The sequence below is a fragment of the Pseudomonas sp. GW821-FHT05H12 genome (genome assembly GCF_059419385.1).
Window position 1 is genome coordinate 68,758 of record NZ_JBWKRS010000028.1, and the last position, 22,773, is coordinate 91,530.

At 61.7% G+C, this 22,773-nt stretch carries 23 protein-coding genes; 2 read left to right on the forward strand and 21 right to left on the reverse strand.

Annotated elements, in window-relative coordinates; all coding sequences use genetic code 11:
* Positions 1 to 54: 54 nt before the first annotated feature.
* The 18 genes from AC07SU_RS22360 to AC07SU_RS22445 all read right to left on the reverse strand — a co-directional run bounded on the left by AC07SU_RS22360 (position 55) and on the right by AC07SU_RS22445 (position 15,246).
* A complete protein-coding gene (locus AC07SU_RS22360; protein ID WP_178923458.1) occupies positions 55 to 1,056 on the reverse strand; it encodes an ADP-ribosylglycohydrolase family protein in 1,002 nt (333 codons plus the stop codon).
* The gene (locus AC07SU_RS22365; protein ID WP_494998256.1) at positions 1,053 to 1,766 is read right to left on the reverse strand and encodes a GntR family transcriptional regulator; all 714 of its coding nucleotides are present in this window, start codon (positions 1,764 to 1,766) and stop codon (positions 1,053 to 1,055) included. Before AC07SU_RS22365 ends, AC07SU_RS22360 begins: the two co-directional genes overlap by 4 nt.
* Positions 1,767 to 1,836: 70 nt before the next feature.
* A complete protein-coding gene (locus AC07SU_RS22370) occupies positions 1,837 to 2,397 on the reverse strand; it encodes a DUF1285 domain-containing protein (protein WP_494998257.1) in 561 nt (186 codons plus the stop codon).
* A 17-nt stretch (positions 2,398 to 2,414) separates the two neighbouring features.
* Complete coding sequence (locus AC07SU_RS22375; RefSeq protein WP_178923462.1) at positions 2,415 to 3,020, reverse strand: DUF4823 domain-containing protein; 606 nt, start codon at positions 3,018 to 3,020, stop codon at positions 2,415 to 2,417.
* A 201-nt stretch (positions 3,021 to 3,221) separates the two neighbouring features.
* Positions 3,222 to 4,190 (reverse strand): GTP 3',8-cyclase MoaA, encoded by a 969-nt coding sequence (locus tag AC07SU_RS22380; RefSeq protein WP_176997918.1) that lies wholly within the window; start codon positions 4,188 to 4,190, stop codon positions 3,222 to 3,224.
* Positions 4,191 to 4,329: 139 nt separating this feature from the next.
* Complete coding sequence (locus tag AC07SU_RS22385; RefSeq protein ID WP_494998258.1) at positions 4,330 to 4,998, reverse strand: TetR/AcrR family transcriptional regulator; 669 nt, start codon at positions 4,996 to 4,998, stop codon at positions 4,330 to 4,332.
* Positions 4,999 to 5,442: 444 nt separating this feature from the next.
* A complete protein-coding gene (locus AC07SU_RS22390; RefSeq protein ID WP_494998259.1) occupies positions 5,443 to 6,228 on the reverse strand; it encodes a TatD family hydrolase in 786 nt (261 codons plus the stop codon).
* Between the two features lie 64 nt (positions 6,229 to 6,292).
* A complete protein-coding gene (locus AC07SU_RS22395; protein ID WP_176997921.1) occupies positions 6,293 to 7,282 on the reverse strand; it encodes a DNA polymerase III subunit delta' in 990 nt (329 codons plus the stop codon).
* Positions 7,275 to 7,907, reverse strand: a complete 633-nt coding sequence (gene tmk, locus AC07SU_RS22400; protein ID WP_095017293.1) for a dTMP kinase — start codon at positions 7,905 to 7,907, stop codon at positions 7,275 to 7,277. The genes AC07SU_RS22395 and tmk overlap by 8 nt, the downstream gene beginning before the upstream one ends.
* Before the next feature lie 19 nt (positions 7,908 to 7,926).
* Entirely contained in the window at positions 7,927 to 9,072 is a 1,146-nt protein-coding gene (gene mltG / locus AC07SU_RS22405; RefSeq protein ID WP_494998260.1) for an endolytic transglycosylase MltG, read from the reverse strand.
* Position 9,073: 1 nt separating this feature from the next.
* On the reverse strand, positions 9,074 to 9,889 hold the full coding sequence (pabC, locus tag AC07SU_RS22410; RefSeq protein ID WP_494998261.1) for an aminodeoxychorismate lyase: 816 nt from the start codon (positions 9,887 to 9,889) through the stop codon (positions 9,074 to 9,076).
* Positions 9,889 to 11,133, reverse strand: a complete 1,245-nt coding sequence (gene fabF, locus AC07SU_RS22415; protein WP_176997924.1) for a beta-ketoacyl-ACP synthase II — start codon at positions 11,131 to 11,133, stop codon at positions 9,889 to 9,891. The genes pabC and fabF overlap by 1 nt, the downstream gene beginning before the upstream one ends.
* Before the next feature lie 109 nt (positions 11,134 to 11,242).
* Positions 11,243 to 11,479 (reverse strand): acyl carrier protein, encoded by a 237-nt coding sequence (gene acpP / locus AC07SU_RS22420; protein WP_007987170.1) that lies wholly within the window; start codon positions 11,477 to 11,479, stop codon positions 11,243 to 11,245.
* A gap of 191 nt (positions 11,480 to 11,670) precedes the next feature.
* A complete protein-coding gene (gene fabG, locus AC07SU_RS22425; protein WP_494998262.1) occupies positions 11,671 to 12,414 on the reverse strand; it encodes a 3-oxoacyl-ACP reductase FabG in 744 nt (247 codons plus the stop codon).
* A gap of 25 nt (positions 12,415 to 12,439) precedes the next feature.
* Positions 12,440 to 13,378 (reverse strand): ACP S-malonyltransferase, encoded by a 939-nt coding sequence (gene fabD, locus AC07SU_RS22430; RefSeq protein ID WP_494998263.1) that lies wholly within the window; start codon positions 13,376 to 13,378, stop codon positions 12,440 to 12,442.
* A 126-nt stretch (positions 13,379 to 13,504) separates the two neighbouring features.
* On the reverse strand, positions 13,505 to 14,515 hold the full coding sequence (gene plsX / locus AC07SU_RS22435) for a phosphate acyltransferase PlsX (RefSeq protein ID WP_176997926.1): 1,011 nt from the start codon (positions 14,513 to 14,515) through the stop codon (positions 13,505 to 13,507).
* A 4-nt stretch (positions 14,516 to 14,519) separates the two neighbouring features.
* On the reverse strand, positions 14,520 to 14,702 hold the full coding sequence (gene rpmF, locus AC07SU_RS22440) for a 50S ribosomal protein L32 (RefSeq protein WP_003179396.1): 183 nt from the start codon (positions 14,700 to 14,702) through the stop codon (positions 14,520 to 14,522).
* Positions 14,703 to 14,715: 13 nt separating this feature from the next.
* Positions 14,716 to 15,246: a YceD family protein gene (locus tag AC07SU_RS22445; RefSeq protein ID WP_010566563.1), complete on the reverse strand. Its 531-nt coding sequence runs from the start codon at positions 15,244 to 15,246 to the stop codon at positions 14,716 to 14,718.
* A gap of 105 nt (positions 15,247 to 15,351) precedes the next feature.
* Here AC07SU_RS22445 and AC07SU_RS22450 point away from each other — a divergent pair, with 105 nt between their 5' ends.
* Positions 15,352 to 15,930 (forward strand): Maf family protein, encoded by a 579-nt coding sequence (locus AC07SU_RS22450; RefSeq protein ID WP_178923484.1) that lies wholly within the window; start codon positions 15,352 to 15,354, stop codon positions 15,928 to 15,930.
* Between the two features lie 130 nt (positions 15,931 to 16,060).
* Here the strand turns inward: AC07SU_RS22450 and AC07SU_RS22455 are convergent, their stop codons facing one another.
* From AC07SU_RS22455 to rluC, 3 genes are read right to left on the reverse strand one after another with little or no spacing between them, the layout of a single operon-like run.
* Positions 16,061 to 17,044, reverse strand: coding sequence for a S49 family peptidase (locus tag AC07SU_RS22455; protein WP_176997928.1), 984 nt, complete (start codon positions 17,042 to 17,044; stop codon positions 16,061 to 16,063).
* Positions 17,045 to 17,065: 21 nt separating this feature from the next.
* Positions 17,066 to 17,728, reverse strand: coding sequence for an HAD-IA family hydrolase (locus AC07SU_RS22460; RefSeq protein WP_494998264.1), 663 nt, complete (start codon positions 17,726 to 17,728; stop codon positions 17,066 to 17,068).
* Complete coding sequence (gene rluC, locus AC07SU_RS22465) at positions 17,715 to 18,674, reverse strand: 23S rRNA pseudouridine(955/2504/2580) synthase RluC (RefSeq protein ID WP_494998265.1); 960 nt, start codon at positions 18,672 to 18,674, stop codon at positions 17,715 to 17,717. Before rluC ends, AC07SU_RS22460 begins: the two co-directional genes overlap by 14 nt.
* Before the next feature lie 759 nt (positions 18,675 to 19,433).
* Between rluC and rne the strand changes: the two genes are divergently transcribed.
* Positions 19,434 to 22,586 (forward strand): ribonuclease E, encoded by a 3,153-nt coding sequence (gene rne, locus AC07SU_RS22470; protein WP_494998266.1) that lies wholly within the window; start codon positions 19,434 to 19,436, stop codon positions 22,584 to 22,586.
* Positions 22,587 to 22,773 lie beyond the last annotated feature (187 nt).

Below are 22,773 nucleotides of genomic sequence, written 5' to 3' on the forward strand. Positions count from 1 at the left end.
CCCCCCCCCCCCCCCCCCCCCCCCCCCCCCCCCCCCCCCGGGCTCCTACAGAGGTCAGCGCAGTTTCAGCAGCCCTTGCACCAGCGGCTGCAACTCCAGGCCATTGACCTGCTTGACCTGTTCGATCAGCGCCTCGGGCCAGCACTGCAGGCCCAGGCACGCGCCCAACATCGCACCGAGAATGGCGGCGATGGTGTCGGTGTCACCGCCGAGGCTGGCGGCCAGGCACAGGGCCTCGAAAGCATTCATCTCACCCACCGCCACTTGCTGCGCGAGGGCAAACGACACCACGACCGATTCCTGGGAGGCGACGGAGGTGCCGATCAATTCGTAGAGCAAGTCGGCGAACAAGGCTTTGTCGCCACTGCCGACGCTCAAAGTGCGCGCCCAACTGATGCGGGTGGAAATGCGCCCACCAGCGATCCAGTGGCCATGGTTTTCCGCCTGCTGGGCGATCTGCACACCGATGTTCAGGGCTTCACCGAGGTCGGTGCCATTGATGCCCGCCGAGACCACCGCCGCCACGGCAGCGGCGCTGGAGATGCCAAGGCTGGTGTTGTGGGTGACCTGACAGGCCTGGATCACCGCCTGGATGAAATGCGCCGGGTCGCTGACGTCGGCCGCAATGCCCACGGGGGTGATGCGCATCGCCGCGCCATTGGTGGTGCCATAACGCCCGGACTCTTCAGGTGTGTGGCCGGCGAGGATCATGTCGATGGCACGCTTGGTCGACGGCCCGAGCAAATCCTGGGAGCCTTTGGCGCGCATCACCGCTTCCCACTCGATCAGGCGCTGGGCCAGTACCGTGGGTTCGATCTTGCCGTGCCCTTCCACCAGCAACTCGCCGACCAGGATCGCCTGTTCGGTATCGTCGGTGATCGAGCCAGCAGGCATGTTCGGCGCAATCGGTTGGTCGGCGTCGGCGTCTTCCAGGCCAGTGATGGCCCCGAAGCGCGCCCTGACTTGCTCGCGGCTCAGGGACTGGGTAGGCATCCCGAGGGCATCGCCCAGCGCCAAGCCGTAGAACGCGCCGAGTGCGCGAATATCCGGGGTCATTTCAAAGCTCCAAACTGCAGGTGCAGGCGAAAGTGCAAAGGGTCGAGCAAACTCTCGACGTACTCCATGAAGCGCTCGCGGCGGTCGTAGGTGGTGCGCGAGGCCTTGAGAAACACGGTGCCGGCAGGTCGGCCGAGCAGCTCGGCGTCTTCGTCGTTCAGCGGCTCGGCGCCGATCCATTGGTCACCTTCGGCGCCGACGTAACCGTAGGCTGCCAGGGTGATGGTCAGGGAGTTATCGATCAGGCCGACTCGCGGCAGGCTTTCCAGGCCTCCCGCGGCAGGCATCAGTGAACGTTCGAGGGACACGGCGACGCCATCGGTGGTGCGCCGGCGACGGTCGAGGGCGATGAACTGGTCGCTGCCGAAACGGCTGGCCAGGTCCGGCCGAGTGACCGCTTCCAGGCGCAGGATGTCGGTGGTGACCCGTGCGCCGGTGTCGGCCAGGGCTTGGGCCCAGCCGCTGCGTTGGTCGAGCACCATGCCGTCAAAGGTGACGATGGAGCCGACGCCGCTCTGGGTCGCGATGTAGTTGCGACGCTTGAGCTCGGCCAGGGCTTCGCGCAGGGTGCCGCGGCTGACCGCGAACTCCTCGGCCAGTTGATGCTCGCCCGGCAGCAGGAAACCGTCGGCCATCACCCCACCCTCGATACGGCGGATGAGCTCGTCGACGACGCGTTTTTTCTTATCAAATCGAACATGTCTAATCATGTACAAATTGATAACCGAAAGCGCCCGATGGCAGCAAGCGAATTATTTCAGAGAGATGAAAAAAACCGCCTCACGGCTCCAGGCCAATGGGGAAAAATTCCCCGCCGCTCCAGACGCCCAGCCAGTTCTGACCGTTGATCGGACGGCTCACCGCCAGCTCCACCAATTGGTAGAACGCGTTGCGGTGCACGAGGGCTTCGAGGTTGGTGCGCACCCGCAGGTAAGGCGCAGGTTCCTGGGTGACAGGGTCGATCACCACCCGCAGCGGGTGCTCAAGGCCGGCCTCGATCTGATCGTCGACGTTGGTGGTAAAGCGCAGAACTTGGCGTTCGCCCTGCCCTTCGACGTCCAGGGTGACCGCGACAAACGGCGCGTCATCGACGGTGATCCCCACCTTTTCCACGGGGGTCACCAGGAAATACTCATCGCCGTCGCGGCGGATGATGTTGGAGAACAACTTGACCATCGGTTTGCGCCCGATTGGCGTGCCCTGATAAAACCAGGTGCCGTCGCGGGCGATGCGCATGTCGATGTTGCCGCAGAAGTCCGGGTTCCACTGGTGCACCGGCGCCGGCCCCTTGCCCTTGGGCAGTTGGGCCAACAGGTCGTTGGCCTTGGCGGAATCGGTCATGCGGGTCTCCTTTTGAATTACTGGTCGCTCATCCCGAGCAGGCTGCGCGCGTACTGCGCCAGTGGGCGGGCGATCAGGTCTTGAGGCTTGTTGTCGTGGAACGTCAGTAAACCGCCACGGCTGCGAATGCGCACAGTATCAATCAAATACTGGGTGCTGGTCTCGATCAGCATGACCTGAATCACGCCACTGTCCAGGCCAACGCGGTCCAGGGCTTGCTGGTCGGTCCACTCGTCGGCATTGCCAATGCGGTCATCGGCTGCCGCAAATCGGCAGTACAGCAGGTAGTGCGCGCCGGCTGCACGGGCTTCGGACATTGCCTGTTCAAGGCCTTCGGTCTGGCGGGCGCGACGCACCATGGGGAAGTATTCGACAAAGCCGTTGAAGGCTTCCTCGGCCACCACATTGGGACGCGGGTAGGCACTGCCCGGCGGCACGAAGGCGCCTTGGGCGATAAAGATAAAGGAGTCGGGCTGCACACGAATCGACGCGCTGCGGCGTGTATCACTGTGGTCCAGCAGCCCAGCGTCACTCATCTGATAACGGGTGCCTTCGGCCATATCGCTGACGGTCATGCAACCACTCAGCGTCAACGACGCCAGCAACAACACCAGACTACGCATCCTAATCCTCCAGAAGCCGGTGACGGAAAACCGGCGAATGGGCGTGAGATGCAGAATCCAGGCCATTCATCGCAATGCTGAATATCTGTAGGAGCTGGCTTGCCAGCGATTGCATCAACTCGGTGTGACTGATCCACCGAGGTGCTTGCATCGCAGGCAAGCCAGCTCCCACACAAGCCCGCGCCTACAGGGGAATGGGGATTATCCGCCGATGATCTTCATGATGGTGGCACCGCCAGAGAAGGCGACTTCCTGCTTGTCGCCCAGGGCCTTCATCAACAAACCTTGCAGCGCGGGAAGCGCCTGGTGGCGGGGCTTGTCCAGCAAGTCGCCGATGTAGTGACGGTTACTCGACGACAGGCAGCCATGCAGCCAGCCGGTGGAGGACAGCCGCAGCCGCGAGCAGGTCCGGCAAAACGGCACACTTTCATTAGCGATCACGCCGAAGAAGCCTTTGCCTGGGACTTCGTAACGCACGGCGGTGGCGTCCACCGGGGCGTTGGCTTGCAGGTATTCGTGGTGTTCGCCGATCAGGCTGAGCAATTGCTGCAGGCTGACAAACTGCTGCAGGAACGCGTTGGAGTCCTTGGCCAAGTGGCCCATGCGCATCAGCTCGATGAAGCGCAACTCGTAGCCGCGTTCCAGGCAGTAGTCGAGCAGCGGCATGACCTGGTCCAGGTTCTGCCCACGCAACGGCACCATGTTCACTTTAATCTTGAGGCCGGCGGCGCGGGCCTGGTCCATGCCGTCGAGCACAGTGGCAAGGTCGCCGCCACGGGCGATGCTGCGGAAGGCGTCGGCGTCCAGTGTGTCGAGGGAAACGTTGATGCGCCGGATACCCGCCTCCACCAGCAGCGGCAACTTGCGCGCCAGGAGCTGGCCATTAGTGGTCAGGCTGATATCACTGAGCCCCATCTGCCCCACCGCGCCCATAAAGGCTTCCAGCTTGGGGCTAACCAGTGGCTCGCCCCCGGTGATGCGCAGGCGGTCGATGCCCGCCGCTTCGATCAAGTAAGCCACGCCACGGGCCATGGCCTCGGCCGAGAGTTCGTCCTGGGCAGCCACCAGCCGCTTGCCATTAGGCACGCAGTAGGTACACGCGTAATTGCAGGCTGAGGTCAGGCTGATTCGCAAATTGCGAAAACGCCTGCCTTGACGATCAACGATCATGGATCACTCCGGCAGAGGATGATGGGGGCGCGCTAAAAGCTGACTCATAAATCAGCTTTTAGCAAGATCCTTGCCTGAGTATATTCCTGGGACACTGCGCCTGGCAGTAAATCATTGGGCCATCACTGTGGCGAATGACTTATACAGCAGGGGTTTCCCCGCCCTTGGCGTCAGGGTTTGGCAGGTCAGTGCTGTGCTTGCGCTTGTTGCCCATGCGCACGCCGATGTCCATGAGGAATTGGAAGAAACCTTCCTGATCTTCCAGCACATTGCTCCAGAACGGCGAGTGGTAAAGCGCCACGGCGCCATGCACCAGCGCCCATGCGGCGCAGTAGTGGAAATACGGCGGCACGTCTTCAAGCTTGCCTTCGGTGATGCGGCCCTTGATCAGCAGGGTCAGGCGTTCGAAGTTCGAGGCACGGATCTTGTGCAACTCCTCGACCATCTCCGGCACCTGGTGGCCCTTGACCACCTTCTCTTCCAGGCGGTCGAACAGGCGGTAGCGCTGCGGGTCGCGCATGCGGAACTCGAAGTAGGCCCGGGACAGCGCCTCCTTGTCCTTGTCGACATCGGCCGAATGCAACAGCTCGTTCAAATCGCGCTCGTAGTCGAGCATCAGGCGCAGGTAAATCTCGGCCTTGGATTTGAAGTGCTTGTAGATCGTGCCTTTGCCGATACCCACGGCATCCGCAATCATCTCGACGGTGACGCTGTCTTCACCTTGTTCGAGGAACAGCTTGAGTGCTGTGTCGAGAATTTCCTGCTCACGGCGGCGAAACTCACGGACCTTACGGGGTTCTTTTTGCATGAGGGAGAAGTCTGCAGAGGTCAATGTGGGAGGGTTGCGCAGGGCCACGGATACGTGGCGATACGATTTACCCAGTGCGAGGGATTATCCCGACTGAACAGTCGTTGGGCAATGTCTATGTGAACCCGTTATGCACTTAACTTTCAATGTGCCAACGAATTCGTCGCTATCAGTCAGAAATAATACGCAATACATACACCTGTGCACTGGCTTAATGAGAACTCAAGCGAAGCGCGCGTATTCCAAATCTGTTTAAAAAACGATCAGATGCGACTGGACTGAATGGGATACTGATCAATACTTCAATTGTCGACGTGGCATCTCCCCCAAGTGACGCGTCGACCTGGGTACCGACGGACTGCGTGCCCTTGTTTTACTCCTAATGGTCTTAGCCCGGATTCACCCCCCAGAACCCGGGTTTTTTTTGCCTGCGATTTGGCCTCGTCAGCCGGCAACATGCGCCAGCGGGAACAGGCGCTTGAAGTTCTCGGTGGTCTGTTCGGCGAAGCGCTCGTAGGACTCACCCCGCAGCATTGCCAGATAATCCGCGACGTCACGCACGTATTCCGGCAGGTTCGGTTTGCCGCGATGGGGGATTGGCGCCAGGTACGGCGAATCGGTTTCGACCAGCAAACGGTCGGCCGGCACTTGGCGGGCCACGTCGCGCAGGGCATCGGCATTGCGGAAGGTGACGATACCGGAAAGCGAAATGTAGAACCCCAGGTCCAGGGCCGCCTTGGCCATGTCCCAATCCTCGGTGAAACAATGCAACACGCCAGCCTGGGGCAACGCGGCTTCGCGCAGCAACGCGAGGGTGTCGGCGCGGGCGCCACGGGTGTGCACGATGACCGGCTTGCCGGTCTGCTTGGCCGCTTGCAGATGCAGGCGGAATGACGCCTGCTGCAACTCCGCAGCTTCGGGTTCGTAGTGGTAGTCCAAGCCGGTTTCACCAATGGCCACCACGCGCGGGTGGTTGAGTTCACCCAGCAACCAGTCGAGGGCCGGAGCTTCGCCGGGCTTAAGGTCCAGCGGGTGGATACCCACCGAGCAATCCACATCGGCATAACGCTCGGCCAGGGCCTTGACGTCGGCGGCGTTCTCGGCGCTCACGCCGATGCACAGGAAGTGCCCTACTCCACGTCCGCGCGCCGCTTCAAGGGCAGCATCAAGAGAGCCGGCGTGCTGGGCAAGGTCGAGGCGGTCAAGGTGGCAATGGGAATCTACGAGCATAGGAAAAAGACAACTTGGTTCACGGAAAAGGTCTGACCGACGATACACCTGTCGGCCACGTAAATTAACGCCGGCCGAGCAGGCCTACCCACTGTACCAACAGCGCTTCAAGCAACAGCACGCGGTTGAGGTTGGCCTTGCCCAGGACTTTCTGGCGTTGGGCGAGGATCCAGTCCTGGATGGCCAGCACCTTGTCCTGGGCGCTCTTCTGCGCCAGGTACTGCACCACCTTGCGCATGTCCGGCAGGCCCAGCCCGCTTTCGTCCTGGGTCAACTGGTAGCGCAGGATCAGGCTCGACCAGTCGCAAAACCAGTCGAACAGCAGCAACAACGGGATGTCCTTCCAGGCGCCTTCGGCCAGTTGGGTCGCGGACTGTTCCTGCTTGAGCAGCTTCTTGACGCCGTCCACCACCAGGGCACGTTGTTCACGCACACCTTGGGCCTGAAGCTTCACGGCAGCCAGCGGCGACCCTGCGGCCAGGGTCAACAGCTCGACGCGTTCATCTTCGGAACAGTCCGGCAAAGCCTTCGCCAGCCATTGCAAGCTCATGGCCTCGCTGGGCAGCGGGCACGCCTGCTGCACGCAACGGCTGCGGATCGTCGGCAATAAACGGCTGGACTGGTGGCTGACCAGCAGCAACACGGTATCGCCGGACGGCTCCTCCAAACTCTTGAGCAAAGCGTTGGCAGCGTTGATGTTCATCGCCTCCACCGGCTCGATCAGCACGACCTTGCGCCCGCCCATTTGCGCGGTTTGCACCACGAAGCTGACGAGATCGCGCACCTGGTCGACCTTGATTGCCTTGTCGGCTTCTTCAGGTTCCAGCAGGTAGTTGTCCGGGTGGCTGCCGGCCTTGAGCAGCAGGCACGACTTACACTCGCCGCAGGCTTCCAGATTGACCGGTTTCTGGCAGAGCAGGCTGGCCATGAGGCGCTCGGCCAGGTCGCGCTTGCCAATACCGATGGGGCCATGCAGCAAGTAGGCGTGGGCGTGCTGGGCACGGCCGGCCAATTGCTGCCAGAGACCTTCCTGCCACGGGTAGGCTTCAGCCACGGGCACGCTCCAGCAGTGTGGGCAACAGGGCGTCGATGGCGTGCTGCACCTGGGCCAGCGGTTGGGCGGCATCCAGCAGGTAGTAGCGCGCAGGCTCGGCCGCAGCACGCTTGAGGAACGCGGTGCGTACTGCGTCAAAGAACGCCTGGCCTTCCAGCTCGAAACGGTCCAGGCGACCCCGGGCGCTGGCGCGGGCCAGGCCGACTTCAACCGGCAAGTCGAACACCAGGGTCAGGTCCGGGCGCAGGTCGCCTTGAACGAAAGTTTCGAGCGTGGCGATGCGCTCCAGGGACAAGCCCCGGCCACCGCCCTGATAGGCATAGGTGGAATCGGTGAACCGGTCGCAGATCACCACGGCACCGCGCGCCAGGGCTGGGCGAATCACCTCGGCCAAGTGCTGGGCACGGGCAGCGAACACCAACAGCAACTCGGTGTCCGGGTTCATCTGCTCTTCACCCGGCGCCAGCAGCACCTCGCGGATACGCTCGGCCAGCGGCGTGCCACCGGGCTCGCGGGTCAGCACCACTTCGATACCTTCGGCACGCAAGCGCTCGGCGAGGTAATCGCGGTTGGTGCTTTTGCCAGCGCCTTCGGGGCCTTCCAGGGTAATAAACAAGCCAGTCACAGGCAGTCCTTAGTCAGAATTATTGCGGGCTTTGCGGCGCAGCAGTGTCCGGCGCAGGCTCGGCCGGCTGTTCAACCGGCGCTGGCGCAGGCACATCGGCCGCTGGCGTTGCGTCTTGCGCAGGCTTCACCGCCGGTGCCGGGCTGGAGCGGTAGTCGGCACGGCGCTTGAGCTGGAACTCGCGCACGGCGGCATTATGCGCATCCAGGTCATCGGAAAAAATATGGCTGCCATCGCCACGGGCGACGAAATACAGGCTGCTGCCCGGCACCGGGTTCAGCGCGGCGTGAATGGCCTCGCGACCGACCATGGCGATGGGTGTCGGCGGCAGGCCGGCCACCATGTAGGTGTTGTAGGGGTTGGCCTCCTTCAGGTGAGCGCGGGTCAACTTGCCGTTGTAGCGCTCACCCAGGCCGTAGATCACGGTCGGGTCGGTCTGCAGCAGCATGCCGATCTTCATGCGTCGCACAAACACCCCGGCAATCTGCCCACGTTCTTCGGGCACGCCGGTTTCTTTCTCGACCAGGGAGGCCATGATCAGGGCTTGGTAAGGGTCGGTGTACGGCGCATCGGCAGCGCGCTTGCTCCACTCTTGGGCGAGCACATCGTCGAGGCGGTTGTAGGCTTTTTTCAGGAACTCGACATCGGTCATGCCGCGCACAAAGCGGTAGGTGTCGGGGAAGAATCGCCCTTCGGGGAACACGCCGGGGTGGCCGAGCTTGTCCATCACTTCGCTGTCGGTCAGGCCAGACAGGGTCTGTACGATCTTTTCATGCTTGGCCAGGGCCGAACGCACTTGGCGGAAGTTCCAGCCTTCTACCAGGGTAAGGCTGTATTGCACCACTTCGCCGCGCTGCCACAGGCCAATCAGGCCTTGGGCGGTGAGGCCCGGGGTCATGCGGTATTCGCCGCTGTGCAGTGGCTGGCCGTCAAGATTGAAGCGCCAGTACAGGCGCAACCAGAAGGCGTCATCAAGCACGCCTTCGGCTTCCAGGCGGTTGAAGGTGCCGGTGGGGGTCGCCCCTGCCGGCACATCGAGCAATTGTTCCTGGGGCAGGCTCAAGGGCTGCTTCAAGGCAGAGTCAAGCTTCCAGGCCGAGAAGCCCAGCAGCAAGCCCGCCGAGACCAGGCCGATCTGCAGCAGTAAAACCAGTTTTCGTATCAACTCAAATATCCAATAGCGCGCGAACAATGCCCTGCAGTTTACGGGTGAGCGGCCCAACCGACCAGCTCATCGCAGCGCACTCGCGCACCGGCCAAATGCCATAAACGCTGTTGCACATGAACACTTCATCCGCCTGCTGCAACTGCTCCAGGCTGATGTCGGCCACGGCCACAGGGACTCCCAGGGCATGCGCCTGGGCCAGAATCTCGGCACGCATCACGCCCGCGACGCCACAACGCGTCAGATCGGCGGTTAGTAACAAGCCGTTGCGCACCAGGAACAGGTTGCTGAACACGCCTTCGATGACGCGACCGGACATATCCAGCATCAGGCCTTCGGCATGCTCGGCGTCCTGCCATTCGGCGCGGGCGATCACCTGCTCCAGACGATTGAGGTGCTTGAGTCCGGCCAACAGAGGCTGCTCGGCCAAGCGGGTCGCACACGGAAACAGACGGATGCCGTCGGTTCCATGGGCAGGGGAATAGGTGGCGGGCGGACTGCCCTGCACGATGCGGCGCACAGGTGCGCCAGGGTTGACGCCATACCCGCGCAGGCTGTCGCCACGGGTGAGGATCAGCTTGAGCACACCGCTGCCCAGGGCTGCGGCGTAGGCCAGCACTTCAGTGCGAATCAACCCGTGATCCGCAGTGAAGGCGAGGCGCCTGCATCCCTCTTCAAGACGATGCAGGTGGCGGTCGAGCAACACAGGCTGCCCGGCCTTGACGGCGATGGTCTCGAACAGGCCATCGCCATACGCCAGGCCGCGATCTTTCAGGGGCGCGCTGTCCGCTGGCTGACCGTCGACCCAGCTGTGCATCACTCGGCGAACCGGCGGAACACCAGGGAACCGTTGGTGCCACCAAAACCGAACGAGTTGGACAACACCACGTCGATTGGCATCGGCTGGGCTTCGTGCGGCACGAAGTTCAGGTCGCAGCCCTCGTCCGGCTCATCGAGGTTGATGGTCGGTGGAGCGACCTGATCCTTGATGGCCATAACGCTGAAGATCGCCTCGACCGCGCCCGCCGCACCCAACAGGTGACCGGTCATGGACTTGGTGGAGCTGACCGCCAGCTTGTAGGCATGCTCACCGAACACCGACTTGATGGCCTCGGCTTCCGCCAGGTCGCCCGTTGGGGTCGAGGTGCCATGGGCGTTGATGTACTGAACCTGGTTGGCGTTGACCTTCGCATCGCGCAAGGCGTTGGAGATGCAACGCGCCGCGCCGGCACCGTCGGACGGTGGCGAGGTCATGTGGTAGGCGTCACCGCTCATGCCAAAGCCGATCAGCTCGGCGTAGATCGTGGCACCACGCGCCTTGGCGTGCTCCAGCTCTTCGAGCACCAGGGCGCCGGCACCGTCGGACAACACAAAACCGTCACGGCCTTTGTCCCAAGGGCGGCTGGCGCGGGTCGGTTCGTCGTTGCGGGTCGACAGCGCACGGGATGCGCCGAAGCCACCCATGCCCAGGCCGCAGGCCGCCATCTCGGCGCCACCGGCGATCATCACGTCGGCTTCGTCATAGGCGATGTTGCGCGCCGCCATGCCGATGCAGTGCGTGCCGGTGGTGCACGCCGTGGCGATGGCGTAGTTAGGTCCCTGTGCGCCCAAGTGGATCGACAGGAAACCGGAAATCATGTTGATGATCGAGCCCGGTACGAAGAACGGCGAAATTCGACGGGGGCCGGAATCGTGCAGCGTGCGGCTGGTTTCTTCGATATTGGTCAGACCGCCAATACCCGAACCCATGGCCACGCCGATGCGGTCACGGTTGGCGTCGGTGACTTCCAGGCCTGCGTTACGCACTGCCTGAAAACCGGCTGCCAGGCCGTACTGAATGAACAGGTCGAGTTTGCGGGATTCCTTGACCGAGAGGTATTCCTCGACATTGAAACCCTTTACCGAGCCGCCAAAACGGGTGGAATAGGCAGAAAGGTCCGTGTGTTCGATCAGACCAATACCACTGTGGCCAGCCAGAATGCCCTGCCAACTGCTCGGCACATCCGTACCCAGTGGCGACAACATACCCATACCGGTGACTACGACGCGTCTACGCGACACAGCACTCTCCTTTTTCTAATGACGACACTTTGCTATAGAGCTAAAGAAAAAACCGCACGCTGTAACAGCAGTGCGGTTTTTCCCAACAGCAAGCGACGACTAAAAACTATTACGCCTGGTGGGCAGTAACGTAGTCGATAGCAGCTTGAACAGTAGTGATTTTTTCAGCTTCTTCGTCCGGGATTTCGGTCTCGAATTCCTCTTCCAGAGCCATCACCAGCTCAACGGTGTCAAGGGAATCGGCACCCAGGTCTTCTACGAAGGAAGCAGTGTTGACCACTTCTTCTTCTTTAACGCCCAGTTGCTCGGCGACGATTTTCTTGACGCGCTCTTCGATGGTGCTCATACCTTGTTTAACTCCTAATGGACAAATTCAGGCAGCTGGCCAGTGGGTAAGTGTATAGAAAGCCATTTCAGCTTTTCAACTGAAAGCTTCACCCTGTACCCGGTCGGCCACCTGCCTATAAATTAAGTTGCAGCTTTATAACGGATTTTAGACAGCTCGTATGACATTTTTTTGAAGCGATCCGTCACAATTTAACTCATGTACATCCCGCCGTTAACCGGGATTGTAGCCCCAGTCACGTATGCCGCACCGTCGGACGCCAGGAAAGTGACCACATTCGCGATCTCTTTAGCCTGGCCCAGACGGCCCAGCGGAATCTGCGTCAGCAAGGCTTCACGCTGTGCTTCCGGCAGTTCACGGGTCATATCGGTGTCGATGAACCCTGGGGCCACCGAGTTGACCGTAATCGACCGAGAACCGACTTCACGCGCCAGTGCACGGCTGAAACCTTCCAGACCTGCCTTGGCGGCTGCGTAGTTTACTTGGCCTGCGTTGCCCATGGCACCCACTACAGAGCCAATATTGATAATTCGGCCCCAACGCGCCTTGGTCATGCCGCGCAAAACACCCTTGGACAAGCGAAACAGACTGTTCAAATTGGTATCGACCACGTCGTACCACTCGTCGTCTTTCATGCGCATCATCAGGTTGTCGCGGGTGATACCGGCGTTATTCACCAGAATCGCCGGCGCGCCGAACTGTGCGGTGATCTCGGCCAGTACGGCAGCCACGGACTCATCGCTGGTCACGTTCAGCTCAAGGCCGGTGCCTTGCACGCCGTTTTCCTTCAGGGTCGCGGCGATACGCTCGGCGCCCGAGGCGGAAGTGGCGGTACCGATCACAACGGCACCCTGACGGCCCAGTTCCAGGGCGATCGCCTGGCCAATGCCACGGCTTGCGCCGGTAACCAGTGCAACTTTACCTTGCAGACTCATGCAGGCTTCTCCTAAGTTCGGGGTTTCAGGCCAGTGCCGCGCGGGCGGCAGCGAAGGCATCCGGGGTATTGAGGTTGGCAGTCGACACGCCATCGGCGCAACGCTTGTTCAGGCCGGCCAGGACTTTGCCCGGGCCGCACTCAACCAGTTCAGTCGCACCGTTAGCGGCCAGGGTTTGCACTGACTCAACCCAGCGTACCGGCTTGTAGAGCTGCTCCAGCAGGTCGCGCTTGAGGGTGTCGAGGTCGGCGGCAACGGCCGCGCTGACGTTCTGCACCAGCGGGATCTGCGGCGCCTGCCAGTTGATGGCGGCGATGGACTCGGCAAAGCGCTCGGCTGCCGGACGCATCAGCTCGCAGTGGGACGGCACGCTCACCGGCAACGGCAATGCGCGCTTGGCACCACGGGCCTTGCAGCCTTCGATGGCGCGATCGACCGCAGCCTTGGCACCGGCGATCACCACCTGGCCAGGGGAGTTGAAGTTCACCGCGCTGACCACTTCGCCCTGAGCCGCTTCGGCACAGGCTTCGATCACGACAGCGTCGTCCAGCCCCAGGATAGCGGCCATGCCGCCCTGCCCGGCCGGAACGGCTTCTTGCATCAGTTGACCACGACGTTCGACCAGCTTGACCGCCTCAGCGAGGGTCAGGCTGCCCGCTGCCACCAGGGCGCTGTATTCGCCCAGGCTATGACCGGCGACGAATGCCGGGCGCGCGCCACCTTCAGCCAGCCACAGGCGCCACAGGGCGACCGAAGCGGTCAGGATGGCCGGCTGGGTTTTGTCGGTTTGATTGAGTTGCTCTTCCGGCCCCTGCTGGGTCAGTGCCCACAGGTCGTAACCCAGGGCGTCGGAAGCTTCCTTGAAGGTGTCCAGGATCAGCGGGTACTGCGCGCCCAGCTCGGCCAACATGCCGAGGGACTGCGAACCCTGCCCTGGAAAGACGAATGCGAGGGATGTAGACATGTAACAAGCCCCTAATGATCTGGTCGTCAAAAATGCGCACTCCTACGGTGGGAGCGCACGAAACTGACAGATTGGATGGTCAATTGAACTGGCCGGTCACATTTAAGCACTCCCGGGCCGATTCGCCTAAGGCAACAGGTCCTCGAGACGGCCATGCAAGCGTTGCGGCAGGTTTTCCTGGATCTCGATCAGGGCGCGCGCAATCGCACTCTGAAAGCCCTCCACGCCTGCCGAACCGTGGCTTTTTATCACAATGCCCTGCAGCCCCAGAAAACTCGCACCGTTGTGCCGCGCAGGCGCCAAGTCAGCCTGCAAGCGACGCATCAAGGGCATCGCCAGGGCGCCCACCACACGAGAAGCGAGGTTCTGCTTGAACAGCGCCTCGATGCGCGTGGCGATCATCGTCGCCAGGCCTTCGCTGGACTTGAGCAGGATATTGCCGACGAACCCGTCGCACACCACCACGTCCGCCTCGCCCCGGTATAAACCGTCACCCTCGACAAAGCCGATGTAGTTCAAACCGCGCGCACCTTGCAGCAAGGTGGCGGCCAGCTTGACTTGCTGATTGCCCTTGATGTCCTCGGTGCCGATATTCAGCAGGGCCACACGAGGCCGGGCAACACCCAGCGCCTCGGCGGCCACCGAGCCCATCACCGCGAACTGGAACAGGTGCTCGGCGCTGCAATCGACATTCGCGCCCAGGTCCAGCAACTGGCAGTAGCCCTTTTGCGTCGGAATCGCCGCCACCATGGCCGGGCGATCAATCCCCGGCAGTGTCTTGAGCACATGCCGCGACAGTGCCATCAAGGCCCCGGTATTGCCGGCGCTGACACAGGCTTGCACCTTGCCATCACGCAGCAGCTCCAGCGCCACCCGCATTGAAGAGTCGGGCTTGCCACGCAGGGCCGCCGCCGGTTTTTCATCCATGCCGATGGTTTCGCTGGCCGGCGTAATCGTCAGGCGCGCGCGATCCACCGCCGGATGGCTGGCAATCAGTTCTTCAAGGAGGGAGGGTTGACCGACGAGGGTCAGGTGCAGCGAGGGCGTTGCAGACAGGCTGGCAATGCAGGCCTGAACAATGCTGCGGGGACCGAAGTCCCCGCCCATTGCGTCAATCGCGATGACTAGAGCAGACAAGTGATTACTCGTCAGCGCCCTTGTCGATCACTTTACGGCCACGGTATACGCCTTCTGGCGATACGTGGTGACGCAGGTGAACTTCACCGGTGGTCTTTTCTACGGACAGGGTGCTTGCCTCGAGAGCGTCGTGCGAACGGCGCATGTCACGGGCGGAGCGGGATTTTTTGTTCTGCTGAACAGCCATAATTGATTAACTCCTAAACGTTTGGGTCACGCTTTAACTGCGCCAATACACTGAACGGGTTGGACCGCGTTACCTCGTCCTCGCTCGGTTCGGGCTCGTCATCGAGGCCCGCCGGCTGCTGGCATTCTTCCGGATGATGAGCAGGCACAATGGGCAAGGCGAGCAGAAGCTCCTCCTCGATCAGTGCATGCAGATCCAAAGGATCTTCGCCCAGTTCCAGCACGTCATAACCTTTCGGCAACGACTGGGTATTCGCACCCTCCTTCACCACAGCATAACTGCATTCGCTATGGATCGGCAGGGTGACCAGCTCAAGACAACGCTGGCAAACCATTTTGACTTCGGTGTCGATAAAGCTGTGGATTACCACAGACTTACGTTCATCTCGTTCAAAAACGAATTTGGCCTGCACCGTACCGACAGTGTCGGAAAGCGGGTCGCAGAGTCTCTCCAAATCGGCCAGCAGCAATTCACCTTGAAGGGAAGTGCCACGATCAGCCAATTTGCGCGGGTCAACGTGAGGTGGAATCGGGTCATTCAACATAGGCGCAGCATTATAGGGATGCACCCGGCCATGTCAAAGGAAATTCAGCCCTGTGCGTCAGCCGGTCGCCCCGCTAGAATCCCCGGCTGCCTTGAGGAGACGCCCATGCTGCCTTTATTACTCGCATCCAGCTCGGTTTATCGCCGGGAATTGCTGAGCCGCCTGCACCTGCCGTTCATCTGCAGCTCGCCGGATATCGACGAAAGCCATCGTGCAAATGAGTCTGCCGTGGAGCTGGTCAAGCGCCTGGCCGAACACAAAGCCCGCGCCCTCGCCGCCAGCCATCCTGGCCACCTGATCATCGGCTCCGATCAAGTGGCAGCGCTGGAAGGCCGCATTATCGGCAAGCCGCACACCTTTGAAAACGCCCGGGATCAGCTACTGGCCGCGAGCGGCAAGCGGGTCAGCTTCCTGACCGGCCTGGCACTGCTCAACACCCAGACCGGGCGCTGCCAGGTGGATTGCGTGCCTTTTACCGTGCATATGCGCGAGCTGGACGCTGAACGGATCGAGCGCTACCTGCGGATCGAGCAGCCGTATGACTGCGCAGGCAGTTTCAAGGCCGAGGGGTTGGGCGTGAGCCTGTTCCAGAGCACGGAGGGGCCAGATGCCACCAGCCTGATCGGGCTGCCGCTTATCCGCCTAGTGGACATGCTACTCATCGAAGGCGTGCAAATCCCTTAAGCCCACCCCAAAACAACTGTAGGAGCTGGCTTGCCAGCGATGGCGGTGGTTCAGCCAATATAAATGTCGACTGGACCACCGCTATCGCCAGCAAGCCGGCTCCTACAGTTGAATCGGTGCGCCTGTTAGATCAGCGCAGGGTCGGTCCCTGGAAGCCCATATACAAGGCAAGCTTCTCTGCCACGCTGGCGCCCAGCTTCTTGGAGAAGCGATCAAACGGCGATTCCTGAACGGTGAAATCCACCAGTTCTTTCTCGCCAATCACATCCCGCGCCACCGAGCTGGCACTGCCCAGGCCATCGATCAGCCCCAGCGGCAAGGCCTGTTCGCCCGACCAGACCAACCCGGAGAACAGCTCCGGATGGTCCTTGTCCTTCAAACGATCCCCACGCCCCTGCTTCACGCTGGCAATGAACTGACGATGGGTCGTGTCGAGTACGCCCTGCCAGAACTGGGTCTCATCGGCCTTTTGCGGCTGGAACGGGTCAAGAAACGACTTGTGCTCGCCCGACGTGTAGGTGCGACGCTCCACCCCCAGCTTCTCCATGGTGCCGACAAACCCGTAACCGGCCGCCGTCACGCCAATGGAGCCCACCAGGCTGGCCTTGTCGGCATAGATCTGGTCTGCGGCGCTGGCAATGTAATAGGCACCGGAGGCGCCCAGGTCGGAAATCACGGCATACAGCTTGATGTCCGGGTGCAAGGCGCGCAGGCGACGAATCTCGTCATATACGTAACCCGACTGCACCGGACTGCCGCCCGGGCTGTTGATACGCAGGATCACACCCTTGACCTTGGAGTCTTCGAACGCGGCGCGCAGGCTGCTGACGATATTGTCGGCGCTGGCGGACTCCTTGTCGGCAATCACGCCACGCACTTCGATCAGCGCGGTGTAATTGGCGCTGCGAGTCGCACTTTTCTCCATGTCCACCAGCGGACTGAACAACGCCAGCATACCTAGCAGGTACACAAAGGTCAGCAGCTTGAAAAAGATCCCCCAACGCCGCGAGCGACGCTGCTCCTGGACGCTGGCCAGGAGGGTTTTCTCCAGCAGCTTCCAGCTTTTGTCATCACTGCTTTCAGCCTTTTCGGGCGCCTTCCACTCGTCACTCATGCCATTAACCCCAGCAAAGACTTATCGGGCCCGGCTGAGCCAGGCCTGCAATTCGGAAAAATGATTGATCGTCAGGCGCGGTTCGTACTGCTGAAGCGCCTCGGCGGACTGGGCGCCGTAGCTGACGGCCACGCTGTCCATGCCCGCATTGCGCGCCATCATCAGGTCGAAGGAGGCATCGCCCACCATCAGCGCCTGGCGCGGCGACACGCCGCAATGGGCCAGGATCTGCTCCAGCATCAGAGGGTGAGGCTTGCTGGCAGTTTCATCGGCGGCGCGAGTGATATCAAAATAATCCTCCCAGCCATGGGCCTTGAGCACACGATCCAGCCCGCGACGGGCCTTGCCGGTGGCGACGGCCAGGTGATAACCCTCAGCGCGGAAGGCTTCCAAAGACGCCCTGACCCCCTCGAACAGCGGCGAAGGCGTAGCCTCCAGCGCGATGTAGTGGTCAGCATAGTGCTCGCGGAAAGCAATCAGCTCGGCATCACTGATCTCGGGATACAAGGTGCGGATCGCCTCGGGCAACCCCAGGCCGATGATGCCCTTGACCGCCAGATCGGTGCACAGCGCGTAGCCCGAGCGGGCCGACGCGGCGTGCATGGATTCAACTATCCGGCCAATGGAATCTGCCAGGGTGCCATCCCAATCAAAAATCAGCAGCTTGTAATCAAGGTGCGACACTCAAACGCTCCACGGTCTTGGCCCACATCTCATCAACCGGCGCCTGCAGCTTCAATTCTCCACCGTCGGGCAGCGGCACGGTGAGCATGTAGGCATGCAGGAACAGGCGCTTGCCGCCCAGGTCGCGAATTTCCTTGGAGAAATCTTCGTCGCCGTACTTGGTATCGCCGGCGATGCAGTGGCCCGCATGCAGGGTGTGCACGCGAATCTGATGGGTACGCCCGGTGACTGGCTTGGCTTCGACCATGGTGGCGAAGTCGCCAAAACGGCGCAGCACCTTGAACAGGGTCAGGGCTTCTTTGCCCTCCTCGTCCACTTCCACCATGCGCTCGCCGGAACGCAGGTTGCTCTTCTGCAACGGCGCACGGACGCTCTTGATGGAGCTGGCCCAGTTGCCACGCACCAGCGCCATGTAGCGCTTGTCCACGCCATCGCCCCGCAGAGCGGTGTGCAGGTGGCGCAACATGCTGCGCTTTTTGGCGATCATCAGCAGGCCGGAGGTGTCGCGGTCCAGGCGATGGACCAGTTCCAGCTCCTTGGCGTCCGGGCGCAACTGACGGAAAGCTTCGATCACGCCGAAGTTCAAGCCGCTGCCACCGTGAACCGCGATGCCGCAAGGCTTGTTGATCACGATCAGCTTGCTGTCTTCGAAGACAATCGAGGCTTCCAGGCGTTGCAGCAGGCCCTGGGCCAGCGGCACAGGCTCGTCGCGTTCCGGCACGCGAACCGGTGGCACACGAACGATATCGCCCGCCTGCAACTTGTACTCGGGCTTGATCCGGCCCTTGTTCACGCGCACTTCACCTTTACGCAAGATGCGGTAAATCAAGGTCTTGGGCACGCCTTTGAGCCTGGCCAGGAGAAAATTGTCGATGCGTTGGCCGGCATATTCCGGCGAGACCTCGAGCAGCTGAACGCTGGGGGTCTGGGGGTCGGGAGTCGTCATGGCGGCGATGATAACAATTTTTTATGGAATTGAAGCACTTAATCATTGCTGCTATAGTCGCGAACGCCGCCAAAAGCGGCCTGGCCAGAGGACATGCGGCAAACTGCCGGCCCTGACCATCGCAATTCATCAGGACGCGAGGCCGTCCTACGGGGTTTTCGCCACCCTGGAAGGCTCCAGATTGTAACGAGCGCAGGTGACATGAGGCCTGAAGCGAGTGCAGAAAGCAGAGTGAATACTCGCGTTCTGCGCCGATATTTACGGCCAGTTCACAAAGTGCAGTCAGTCTTGAGCCAGACCACGGCGAATGCTTCGGAAACAACGCCTGTTAAGAGCTGAGTGAGAGCGCAACCGCCCACACCTAGTCTTGTTTAGCCATGAGCGTGGACTCCCCATTGGAGAACACGGTAAATGCCAACCCGCTGCGGATTCTGCGCGCGGCAGCACCCGAATTATCAGGGATACGTGTAGGGTGGAGATGCACAACCGTCGGACCGTGTAGCACTAGGCTTATATTTAGACGCTTCATCTCGTCCACAGTCGCCGGTTGATTCCTCCTCCTGACCTTAGCTTTTGTTGAAGTGGCGCCTGTGGCGCCGCAGCAGACAAGCAGGACGCGTCCGTCGCGCCTTTGCCCCCTCTGGGCAGATGTCGCTGGACACTGGAGTGGCCAACCACTCTTGACGCACCTGACACCGACCGTGAGAAGTCGTGTGTGCCGAACGCCGTTTCCGGCAGCCCGGAAACCGACGGTACAACATGAAAAGAATGCTGATTAACGCAACTCAACCCGAAGAGTTGCGTGTTGCACTGGTAGATGGCCAACGCCTCTACGACCTGGACATCGAATCCGGTGCACGCGAGCAAAAGAAAGCCAACATCTATAAAGGCCGTATTACTCGCATCGAACCAAGCCTTGAGGCTGCCTTTGTCGATTTCGGCTCCGAGCGCCACGGCTTCCTGCCCCTCAAAGAAATATCCCGCGAATACTTCAAGAAAGCTCCCGAAGGCCGCGTGAACATCAAGGACGTCCTGAGCGAAGGCCAGGAAGTCATCGTCCAGGTCGAAAAAGAAGAACGTGGCAACAAGGGCGCCGCCCTGACCACCTTCATCAGCCTGGCTGGCCGTTACCTGGTCCTGATGCCGAACAACCCACGTGCCGGCGGCATTTCCCGTCGCATCGAAGGCGAAGAGCGCAACGAACTGCGTGAAGCGCTGAACGGCCTGATCGCACCGGCCGACATGGGCCTGATCGTTCGCACTGCCGGCCTTGGCCGCAGCAGCGAAGAGATGCAGTGGGACCTCGACTACCTGCTGCAACTGTGGACCGCCATCAAGGAAGCGTCCCTGGATCGCTCCGCGCCGTTCCTGATCTACCAGGAAAGCAACGTCATCATCCGCGCCATCCGCGATTACCTGCGCCAGGACATCGGCGAAGTGCTGATCGACAGCGTTGAAGCCCAGGACGAAGCCCTGACCTTCATCCGCCAGGTGATGCCGCAGTACGCCAGCAAGATCAAGCTGTACGAAGACAGCGTGCCGCTGTTCAACCGTTTCCAGATCGAAAGCCAGATCGAGACCGCCTTCCAGCGCGTGGTCGAACTGCCTTCCGGTGGCTCCATTGTGATCGACCCGACCGAAGCCCTGGTGTCCATCGACATCAACTCGGCGCGTGCGACCAAAGGCAGCGACATCGAAGAAACCGCTCTGCAGACCAACCTGGAAGCGGCTGAAGAAATCGCCCGCCAGCTGCGCCTGCGTGACATCGGCGGCCTGATCGTGATCGACTTCATCGACATGACCCCGGCCAAGAACCAGCGCGCCGTGGAAGAGAAAGTCCGCGAATGCCTGGAAGCTGACCGTGCCCGCGTGCAAGTCGGCCGCATCTCGCGCTTCGGCCTGCTGGAAATGTCCCGTCAGCGCCTGCGTCCATCCCTGGGCGAGAGCAGCGGCATCGTCTGCCCGCGTTGCAACGGCACCGGCATCATCCGTGACGTTGAATCGCTGTCCCTGGCGATCCTGCGCCTGATCGAAGAAGAAGCCCTGAAAGACCGCACCGCTGAAGTCCGCGCCCAAGTGCCGATCCCGGTGGCTGCTTTCCTGCTCAACGAAAAACGCAACTCGATCACCAAGATCGAACTGCGTACCCGTGCCCGCATCGTCATCCTGCCGAACGATCACCTCGAGACGCCGCACTTCGAAGTACAGCGCCTGCGTGACGACAGCCCGGAAGCCCACAACAACCAGTCCAGCTACGAAATCGCTGCTGCCGCTGCCGAAGTGGAAGAAGTCCAGCCAGCCGCCGCGACCCGCACCCTGGTTCGCCAGGAAGCCGCGGTCAAGACTGCGCCGGCCCGTGCCAACGCTCCGGTGCCAACCGAAGCCGCTGCTCCGGTTGCCGCGCCGGCCGCCCTGCCTGAGCCGAGCCTGTTCAAGGGCCTGGTGAAGTCGCTGGTCAGCCTGTTCGCCACCAAGGAAGAGCCTGCTGCACCGGTTGTGGTTGAAAAACCAGCCGCCGAGCGCCCTGCACGCAACGAAGAACGTCGCAACGGTCGCCAGCAGAGCCGTAACCGCAACGGCCGCCGTGACGAAGAACGCAAGCCGCGCGAAGAGCGTGCCCCACGTGAAGAACGCGCACCGCGTGAAGAACGTGCACCTCGCGAAGCCCGTGAAGACACCCCGGCCGTAGCCCGTGAAGAACGTGCACCGCGTGAAGAGCGCGCACCGCGCACCCCACGTGCTCCGCGTGAAGATCGCAAGCCACGTGGCGAGCGTGAAGAACGCGTGCGTGAACTGCGCGAGCCGCTGGATGCTGCCCCAGCCGTTGCCGGTGCTGCCGTTGTTGCCGAAGAACGCCCGGCTCGCCAGCCGCGTGAAGAACGTGCGCCACGTGAAGAGCGTCAACCACGTGCCCCGCGTGAAGAACGCCAGCCACGTGCAGAGCAAGCCGCTGCCGCCAGTGAAGAAGAAGTACTGACCGGCGAAGAGCAACTGCAGGAAGACGGTCAGGAAGGCGCCGAAGGCGATCGTCCGCGCCGCCGCTCCCGTGGCCAGCGTCGTCGCAGCAACCGTCGTGAGCGTCAACGTGATGCCAACGGCAACGTGATCGAAGGCTCGGAAGAAGCCGGCGAGAACGCTGAAGGCACCACCCAGGAGCCAACAGGCGCCGAACTGGCTGCCGGCCTGGCCGTCACTGCTGCCGTTGCCAGCTCGGTCATCAGCGCACCTGCTGAAGCCCAGGCTCACGAGCAGGCTGAACGCGCCACTGCGGCCGTTGAAGACACCGCTGTTGTTGAAGCACCTGTTGCCGAGGCTCCAGCAGCCGAAGCGCCCGTGGTTGAAGCACCCGTAGTCGAAACGCCAGTGGTTGAAGCCCCTGTGGTAGAAGCACCGGTTGTCGAGGCCACTACCCCAATCGAAGCGCCTGTCGTTCCGGAAGTGGAAGTTGCCCCGGTTCAAGAAACCCTGCCAGAAGTTGAAGTGGCAGCGGTTGAGCCTGCACCGGTCGTTGAACCACAGCCAGTGGTTGAAGCCGCTCCAGAAGTGCGTGAAGTTCGTGAAGAACAGACCGCCTTCCAATGGACTGCCGAACCCGCCGCTCCGGTTGAAGCGCCAGCTCCTGCCCCAGTGGTAGAAGAAGCGCCAGCACCGGTTGCCGAGGTCGTGGTTGCCGAGCCAGCCCCAGTGGTTGAACCCGCTCCGGCTGTTGAGTCTGCTCCAGTGGTTGAAGCCCCAGTGGTTGCCGAAGTGGCAGCCCCGGTGGTCGAAGCCGCCCCGGCCAGCGCCCTGACCGAAAACGGCCGTGCGCCGAACGACCCACGTGAAGTGCGTCGTCGTCGCAAGGAAGCCGAGGCCGCCGCAGCCGCCGCTGCTGCACTGGAAGCAGAACACGAGAGCAAACCTCTCGCCTGAGTCCAGCCGTAACTGAAAAGCCCCGCCTGAGTGATCAGGCGGGGCTTTTTATTGGCCGCGTAAACCCAAATTCCAAAACCACCCCCAATCCACCGTACACCCCCAATCCACTGTAGGAGCCCGGGGGGGGGGGGGGGGGGGGGGGGGGGGGGGGGGGGGGGGGGGGGGGGGGGGGGGGGGGGGGGGG

Excerpts from the sequence above, each read along its gene's own strand:
- AC07SU_RS22360 (WP_178923458.1), bottom strand. The coding sequence starts at position 1,056 with ATGACCCCGGATATTCGCGCACTCGGCGCGTTCTACGGCTTGGCGCTG.
- AC07SU_RS22365 (WP_494998256.1), bottom strand. The coding sequence starts at position 1,766 with ATGATTAGACATGTTCGATTTGATAAGAAAAAACGCGTCGTCGACGAG.
- AC07SU_RS22370 (WP_494998257.1), bottom strand. The coding sequence starts at position 2,397 with ATGACCGATTCCGCCAAGGCCAACGACCTGTTGGCCCAACTGCCCAAG.
- AC07SU_RS22375 (WP_178923462.1), bottom strand. The coding sequence starts at position 3,020 with ATGCGTAGTCTGGTGTTGTTGCTGGCGTCGTTGACGCTGAGTGGTTGC.
- AC07SU_RS22380 (WP_176997918.1), bottom strand. The coding sequence starts at position 4,190 with ATGATCGTTGATCGTCAAGGCAGGCGTTTTCGCAATTTGCGAATCAGC.
- AC07SU_RS22385 (WP_494998258.1), bottom strand. The coding sequence starts at position 4,998 with ATGCAAAAAGAACCCCGTAAGGTCCGTGAGTTTCGCCGCCGTGAGCAG.
- AC07SU_RS22390 (WP_494998259.1), bottom strand. The coding sequence starts at position 6,228 with ATGCTCGTAGATTCCCATTGCCACCTTGACCGCCTCGACCTTGCCCAG.
- pabC (WP_494998261.1), bottom strand. The coding sequence starts at position 9,889 with ATGCACAGCTGGGTCGACGGTCAGCCAGCGGACAGCGCGCCCCTGAAA.
- acpP (WP_007987170.1), bottom strand. The coding sequence starts at position 11,479 with ATGAGCACCATCGAAGAGCGCGTCAAGAAAATCGTCGCCGAGCAACTG.
- fabG (WP_494998262.1), bottom strand. The coding sequence starts at position 12,414 with ATGAGTCTGCAAGGTAAAGTTGCACTGGTTACCGGCGCAAGCCGTGGC.
- fabD (WP_494998263.1), bottom strand. The coding sequence starts at position 13,378 with ATGTCTACATCCCTCGCATTCGTCTTTCCAGGGCAGGGTTCGCAGTCC.
- rpmF (WP_003179396.1), bottom strand. The coding sequence starts at position 14,702 with ATGGCTGTTCAGCAGAACAAAAAATCCCGCTCCGCCCGTGACATGCGC.
- AC07SU_RS22445 (WP_010566563.1), bottom strand. The coding sequence starts at position 15,246 with ATGTTGAATGACCCGATTCCACCTCACGTTGACCCGCGCAAATTGGCT.
- AC07SU_RS22450 (WP_178923484.1), top strand. The coding sequence starts at position 15,352 with ATGCTGCCTTTATTACTCGCATCCAGCTCGGTTTATCGCCGGGAATTG.
- AC07SU_RS22455 (WP_176997928.1), bottom strand. The coding sequence starts at position 17,044 with ATGAGTGACGAGTGGAAGGCGCCCGAAAAGGCTGAAAGCAGTGATGAC.
- rluC (WP_494998265.1), bottom strand. The coding sequence starts at position 18,674 with ATGACGACTCCCGACCCCCAGACCCCCAGCGTTCAGCTGCTCGAGGTC.
- rne (WP_494998266.1), top strand. The coding sequence starts at position 19,434 with ATGAAAAGAATGCTGATTAACGCAACTCAACCCGAAGAGTTGCGTGTT.